The following is a 6,575-nucleotide window of genomic DNA, read 5'->3' as shown; positions in this document are numbered from 1 at the left end:
AAGCGCTTGGCTATTAAGCGTAAAGCAAAGTTTAGAGTGCTGATGTATCAGCTACATACCGTTCTAGGTGTGTATTTTTTAATTCCACTCATTTTAATTGCCTACACAGGTATGGCATTTAACTGGAAAGAACAAACCAAAGCCGTATTAGAATTTGTGATGCAAGGCACAGTTGAAGATAGACCTAAACCACCAGCGGTTATTCCCCCTTCAGCTGATACGCCTTTTCAAGTGCAAAAAGCGTTTGATAACGCACAAACTGTATTTCCTGAGGGTAAGTTATTTAGAATTTATTTACCGAAAAAAGCAACTGATAACATAGGTTTTAGAATAGAGAACCCGGGTGAAAGCCATGCCTATAGTTGGGTATGGGCAAACCCATATTCAGCAGATATTGTTGCAAGCTATGACGCCAGCCAAAGCTCATGGACCACGCAAACATGGAACTTTAAATATAAGTTTCATATTGGTGATTTTGCAGGGCCTATTGTGCAATTACTATGGTTACTATTTGCCTTATCACCGTTATTTTTCACGATTTCGGGTGTTTACTTTTGGTACAAACGCCATTACAAATGAACAACTTTTATCAATAAAAAATTGCTATGAACAATGAGCTCAAACATGCCTTTAACACTGAAATGATATTGGCTAAAACTAGTTATGCAAAGACGGATTACACAAGCGCTTTTTATCACTTAGAGCGGGCTCATATTCTTGGCCAAAGCTATATCATTGCGCATACTTACTCACATTGGTGGATGTGTAAAATTGGTTTTAAAAACCATAATGCCAAGGAAATAATTGGTCAGTTTGCTCGCATGGCTGCGTCAATTGTGTTTTCGCATATTTGGGTCCCACTCGGTAACACTGGCGGCACCAATGTTAGCCCTTTCAAAGCAATGCCTATTCCTGATGACCTAAAACGTTACTTAAACTAGCATCAACTAGAACCGCACTTACTTGTACCCTTCTTATCGCGAGTAACTAAAAAGTCATAACAATTATTGCAAATAATTATCATTAGCCTTGCCTTTACACTTCTTTACATTTAGACTTCCGCACAATCACATAATAATTAATACTGATTTAACAAGGATAAACATGTTAAAAACTTCACTTACTCTGATTGCACTCGCACTAAGTAGCCAATCGTTTGCTGATGATGCCATTAATAAAAAACTCACCGCAGAAGAAATGGAACACGTTGTTGTATCAGGCAGCCGTGTATTTGAAAGCATTGATGAAGTACCCGCTTCAGTCACGATTATTAGCCAAAAGCAAATTGAAGAGCATTTAAAAGTTAATCCAGAACTACAAAGCTTATTGGCGCAAATGGTACCCGGCCTTGCACCAGATACGGGTAGTTCGAGTAACACAGGTCAGAGTTTACGTGGCCGTGCACCACTTGTGATGATTGATGGTGTGCCACAATCTACACCACTGAGAAACGGCTCTTTAGGGGTTAAAACACTCGACCCAAGTGCCATTGCTCGTATCGAAGTGTTCAAAGGTGCGACTTCTGTTTATGGTAATGGTGCATCGGGCGGTATTATTAACTACATCACAAAACAAGCAACAAGTGATGGTATGCCAGAGGGTGAAATCAGCCTTTCGTCACGTTTTAGTGCAGTAAAACTAGAAGAAAGCGCTGGTGCGCGAGTCTCTGCGGCGATCAATGGTCGAGCAGATAAACTCAGCTATCTATTTACCGCAAGTTACGAAGTAAATGGCGTTCAACGCGACGCAGAAGGTGATATTCTTGGCTTGCAATATGGTTTATCTGACGCAGTAACAGAAAACTACTTCACCAAACTGGGTTATGATTTTGATGATGAGAAGCAGCTACAATTTAGCTATAACTACTTTAGCTCTCAGCAAAAAACCGATTTAGGTGATGTTGTAGGGGATCTTAATGATGGCGAAAAAACCTATGCCATTCATGTACCTAAAGAGCTGCAAAAGCAAGGTAAACCACAAGGCCCAGATGGTAACGAAAACATTACCTTAAAATACACAGACTACGCCCTGTTTAGTAATACTCAAATGACCCTCGACCTTTACATGCAAGATATCGAGAATGTATTTTTCTTTTCTACAAGCTTAGCTAACCCAGACGAAGGCTACGAAGGCGGCCAATCAATTATTCGCTCTGAAAAGAAAGGTGCGCGCGCTACCTTCAATACCCTTGTTGATTTTGACAATGTTGAAGCTACCTTCATTTATGGCCTAGATGCACTGAATGATGTGACGTCTCAGCCACTTGTAGATGGCCGTGTTTGGGTACCAGAAATGGATATGGAAAGCCTTGCTGGTTTTTTACAAACTAAGTGGGTAATCGATAATGATTTAGTTATTAAAGCGGGTGTACGCCAAGAAAGCATAGATCTTGCTGTAGAGGACTATGAAACCTTAAAACTGTGCCGCTCAGCAACACAATGCTCAGTACCACTTAGCGTAAAAGGTGACACCATTGATTACGATGCAACCACTTACAATGTAGGTGTGAAATACAATTTACTTGAGGCCTTCAGCCCTTTTGCCAATTACTCGCAAGGGTCTGATATTTCAGATATTGGCCGCTTATTACGCTCTGCAACAGTAAACGATATTGGTCTAATTCAAACAGAAGCATCAATCATCGATAACTATGAAGTTGGTTTTACCTCACAGTTTGATGACTTGCGTTTTGAATTTGCAGCTTACCGCAGCACATCAGAATTTGGCACCACGAATAGCTTTAATGAAGCAACGGGTGTTTATGAGCCAGTACGTGCGCCGCAAGAGATTTGGGGTTACGAAACACTGGTTGATTATAAAATTAACCCAACCCTAAAACTGGTTGCAACTTACAGCTATGTTGAAGGTAAAAACACCGAAGACGATATTTACTTAGGTTCTCGCCAAATCAGCCCACCAAAAGGTACAGCTAACTTAAACTGGCAGCCTAATGATGAATTATCACTTACGGTGAGTTATTTATATGTGGGTTCACGCAAACGCTTTGAACCAAATGCAGACGGTGACTATGTTGGCGATCAAGGCCCTATTAGCAGTTACAATCTATTCAACCTAAGCGGTCGTTATAACTTTAGTAAAAACTGGCAAGCGTTTATGGGTGTTGAAAACCTATTTAACAATGATTATTACCCTGCCCGCGCCCAGTCATACACCTACGGTGGCTATAACATTAAAGGTTTAGGTACCACTGTAACACTTGGTGCAACTTATCGCTTCTAAATTAATTTTTATTAGAACAGCAAGCCCTTCTTAGTAAGGGCTTTTTTCATTTAAGAATAAAAACGATAAATTGTTCATTTATCAACCATTAACGCAAACTTAAACGAGAATCACACTCAATAGTAAACAACTGATTTAAAAAGGAAAAAGTTTGCAATCTTGTTTTTATATACTACAATTACCGCAACTTGGAATTCGAGGACAGCATTATGAAAGGTAACCAAAAAGTCATCGATAGTTTTAACAAACTACTCGCAAACGAATTAGCCGCTATAGATCAATACTTTATTCATTCTCGTATGTATGACGATTGGGGCCTAAATAAGCTGTATGAGCGTCTTAACCACGAAATGGAAGAAGAAAAAGACCACGCTGATTGGTTAATTAAACGTATTCTATTCTTAGAAGGCGTACCAAACATGACTAAACGTCGTGATTTATTAATTGGTTCAGACGTTAAAAGCATGATGCAAAACGATTTAACACTAGAACTAGAAGTTGTTGATTGTGTAAAAGAAGCAATTGCAATCTGTGAACAAGAAAAAGACTATCAATCACGCGAAGTGCTTGAAAAGCTATTATTTGATACAGAAGAAGATCATGTGTACTGGTTAGAACAACAGCTTGGTCTAATCGACAAAATTGGTAGCCAAAACTACCACCAATCTCAAATGGGCGAATAGAGGCTAATTGTATGAAAGGCGATAAAAGCGTCATTGCTGCACTTAATAAAGTATTAGCGAATGAATTAGTGGGTATCAACCAATACTTTTTACACGCTCGTATGTTTAAAGATTTTGGCTTTTCAAAATTAGACAAAGCTGATTACAAAGTATCTATTCAAAAAATGAAAAACGCCGACCGTTTAATCGAGCGTATTTTGTTTTTAGAAGGTTTACCAAATTTACAAGATTTAGGTCGACTACGTATTGGTGAAAACTCTGAAGAAATGATCGAAGCTAACATGAGCTTTGAACTTGATTCATTACCTGATCTTAAAGAAGCAATTAAACTTGCTGAAGAGAAAAAAGATTACATCAGCCGTGAAGCACTCGATAACATCTTAAATGAGCAAGAAGAACAGATTGATTGGCTTGAAACACAGCAGCAGTTAATCAAAACCGCAGGGCTTGAAAATTACCTACAATCTCAAATGTAATTTGCTAAAACTTCAAAAAGCAGCCTAGGCTGCTTTTTTTATAGCTAGTTTTTGCTATTAATCGTCTTCACGATCAATGATTGACACTTTATTACTTAAAATTAAAGAGTTAGGGATTAAATGCACAGCTCCTTCGCCTTTAATTGTGATATAGCGCAAATTAAGATCAATCACAGTGCCCTTTGAATTACTCACTTCTATGTAATTACCAAGCTTAATAGGTTTATAAAGCACAATCATGACACCAGCAACTAGGTTTGAAATAGCATCTTTCAACGCAAAACCCAGTGCAAAGCCCGTTAAGCCTAAACCTGCAACCAACGCCGCAACATCAAAACCGAGTTTCGATAACGCAAGCACAATAGCAATGAATAATAAAATAGCGCGCTGCGAGTTAGAAATTAGCCGGAAAGTTTCAAGTGCAGTTGAATCAAACCGACGTTGAAACTGTTTAATTGCCCGGTCAATTATGAGGCTTGCTATATAAAAGGCAGCAAGCACTAAAAATGCTTGAATAAGTTGGCTAGTCATAAGGTTTTCAATTAAAAAATAAAGCCCATCATAGGCTTAAATTTGCATGAGGAAAACATTTATTGTTTTTCAAACACACATGAAATGTCAGGTTTATCCAATGTATAAGTGATATTGCCATTATCTTTAAAACGCAGATCTTCAGTTGTTGAGCCATTATCGTCTTCACTATCACAGCGAAAGTAGCGCTTGGTTCTAACAATACCATTTACAAAGTACTTTAGCTTCGAGCTAACAACACAAAAGTTTGGGATTTTTTTTACCTGCGTACCGTTATGCAAATCACTAAAGTCAATTAGTGTGCCTAAACTAAAACCTTGTGTGGGTGTTTTGATTAATGAGAATGATGCATTTTGGCAAACTGCGTCACTGCCCTCTTTGGCTGCATACTCCCCTTGTTTATCTTTAATTAAAGACAAAAATTGGGTTTTATTACTCGGCTTAACATCTAGCAATGCACTTGCTAACGCTGAGTTTGAGAACAAAAAAGCAACTATCCAAAAGTAAGATCTCATTTAAATTCCATAAACTATAAACACTTAATTAGCATAGCATGCCATTTAAGCTTGGTGAATCTAAGAACCATATTGTTAATACGACTAAAATATGAATTTGGTTTTATTTAGTCATTTCTAGATAAGCAATTACTTTATTTATGTGCTATATCTTTGAATGATCATAATTTTGGAGGGAATCAAATGAAAATAATTAAACTATTAGCTTTAACTACTTTACTAACATTAGCCAGTACACATAGTTTTGCTGGTGATGACGAGTGGAAAACTATCGCTGAGAAAAAAGTTAGTTACAAGAGCGAAACTGATACCGTAAACCCTATTACCAGCAGCCGTTATAGTCACATTAAGGTTAAATGCACACATGGCACAGTGAACCTTAAAAGTATTAAAGTCATCATGAATAATGGTGAAGAAAAGGTATTTGAAAACCTGGGTGTTCTAACCAAAGGAATGTCATCACGTAGCTTAAGTTTACCAGACAAAAACGACGCTAAACTCGATAAAATAAAACTTGAATATGAATCGGTAGGTAGCACAGCACTTAGTATGGCTGGTGTGACCGAAAAAGCCGAGGTTGAAATCCTCGCGAAAAAAGCAAAGAAAGATGATTAAAGTTACGAGTCAATGATGTTTGAGGCCATACACTTTCACAAGTAGCGGCCTCTTTCTGCCGCAACTTTTTTAAGAGCAGACGCGCGAAACAAGTTTCACGCCTTCGAGTGCCCTTGTAGGTCGCCATTTATGGCGACAAAAACCATGGAGATTTTCACGTAGGAACGGCTTCAACCGTCAACCTTAGATGTTCGGCGTTAAAACGCCCTTGTAAACTTGTAACTCGATAACTTTACCCTTTAATCGCGCTAAAGCACGACCTACATAATATCGCGCGAAACAAGTTTCACGCCTACGATGGTGCCCTTGTAGGTCGCCATTTATGGCGACAAAAAACATGGAGATTTCACGTAGGAATGTCTTCAGCCGTGAACCTTAGATGTTCGGCGTTAAAACGCCCTTGTAAACTTGTAACTCGCTAACTTTACCCTTTAATCGCGCTAAAGCAGGACCTACATAATATCGCGCGAAACAAATTTTACGCCTTCGAGTGCCCTTGTAGGTCGCCATTTATG

At 38.5% G+C, this 6,575-nt stretch carries 8 protein-coding genes; 6 read left to right on the top strand and 2 right to left on the bottom strand.

Annotated elements, in window-relative coordinates; genetic code table 11:
- The 5 genes from L1267_RS21055 to bfr (L1267_RS21035) all read left to right on the top strand — a co-directional run.
- On the top strand, positions 1-579 hold a 579-nt coding region (locus L1267_RS21055; RefSeq protein WP_235384018.1), incomplete at its 5' end, for a PepSY-associated TM helix domain-containing protein.
- A gap of 26 nt (positions 580-605) precedes the next feature.
- Complete coding sequence (locus L1267_RS21050; protein ID WP_235384017.1) at positions 606-941, top strand: DUF3703 domain-containing protein; 336 nt, start codon at positions 606-608, stop codon at positions 939-941.
- 163 nt (positions 942-1,104) lie between these two features.
- Positions 1,105-3,240, top strand: a complete 2,136-nt coding sequence (locus tag L1267_RS21045) for a TonB-dependent receptor (protein WP_235384016.1) — start codon at positions 1,105-1,107, stop codon at positions 3,238-3,240.
- A 209-nt stretch (positions 3,241-3,449) separates the two neighbouring features.
- A complete protein-coding gene (gene bfr, locus L1267_RS21040) occupies positions 3,450-3,923 on the top strand; it encodes a bacterioferritin (protein ID WP_054552096.1) in 474 nt (157 codons plus the stop codon).
- 11 nt (positions 3,924-3,934) lie between these two features.
- Positions 3,935-4,399: a bacterioferritin gene (gene bfr / locus L1267_RS21035; protein ID WP_062567995.1), complete on the top strand. Its 465-nt coding sequence runs from the start codon at positions 3,935-3,937 to the stop codon at positions 4,397-4,399.
- A gap of 57 nt (positions 4,400-4,456) precedes the next feature.
- Here bfr (L1267_RS21035) and L1267_RS21030 read toward each other — a convergent pair whose 3' ends face one another.
- The gene (locus tag L1267_RS21030) at positions 4,457-4,930 is read right to left on the bottom strand and encodes a mechanosensitive ion channel family protein (protein WP_199526952.1); all 474 of its coding nucleotides are present in this window, start codon (positions 4,928-4,930) and stop codon (positions 4,457-4,459) included.
- 59 nt (positions 4,931-4,989) lie between these two features.
- Positions 4,990-5,445 carry a hypothetical protein gene (locus L1267_RS21025; protein ID WP_235384015.1) on the bottom strand — a complete coding sequence of 152 codons (456 nt, stop codon included), beginning with the start codon at positions 5,443-5,445 and terminating at the stop codon, positions 4,990-4,992.
- Positions 5,446-5,628: 183 nt separating this feature from the next.
- Here L1267_RS21025 and L1267_RS21020 point away from each other — a divergent pair, with 183 nt between their 5' ends.
- Positions 5,629-6,060, top strand: coding sequence for a hypothetical protein (locus L1267_RS21020; RefSeq protein WP_062567998.1), 432 nt, complete (start codon positions 5,629-5,631; stop codon positions 6,058-6,060).
- The last annotated feature ends 515 nt before the right edge of the window (positions 6,061-6,575 follow it).

This window comes from Pseudoalteromonas sp. OFAV1 (assembly GCF_021532595.1).
GTDB lineage: Bacteria > Pseudomonadota > Gammaproteobacteria > Enterobacterales > Alteromonadaceae > Pseudoalteromonas > Pseudoalteromonas lipolytica_C.
This window is presented reverse-complemented; position numbering and strand designations above follow the sequence as displayed.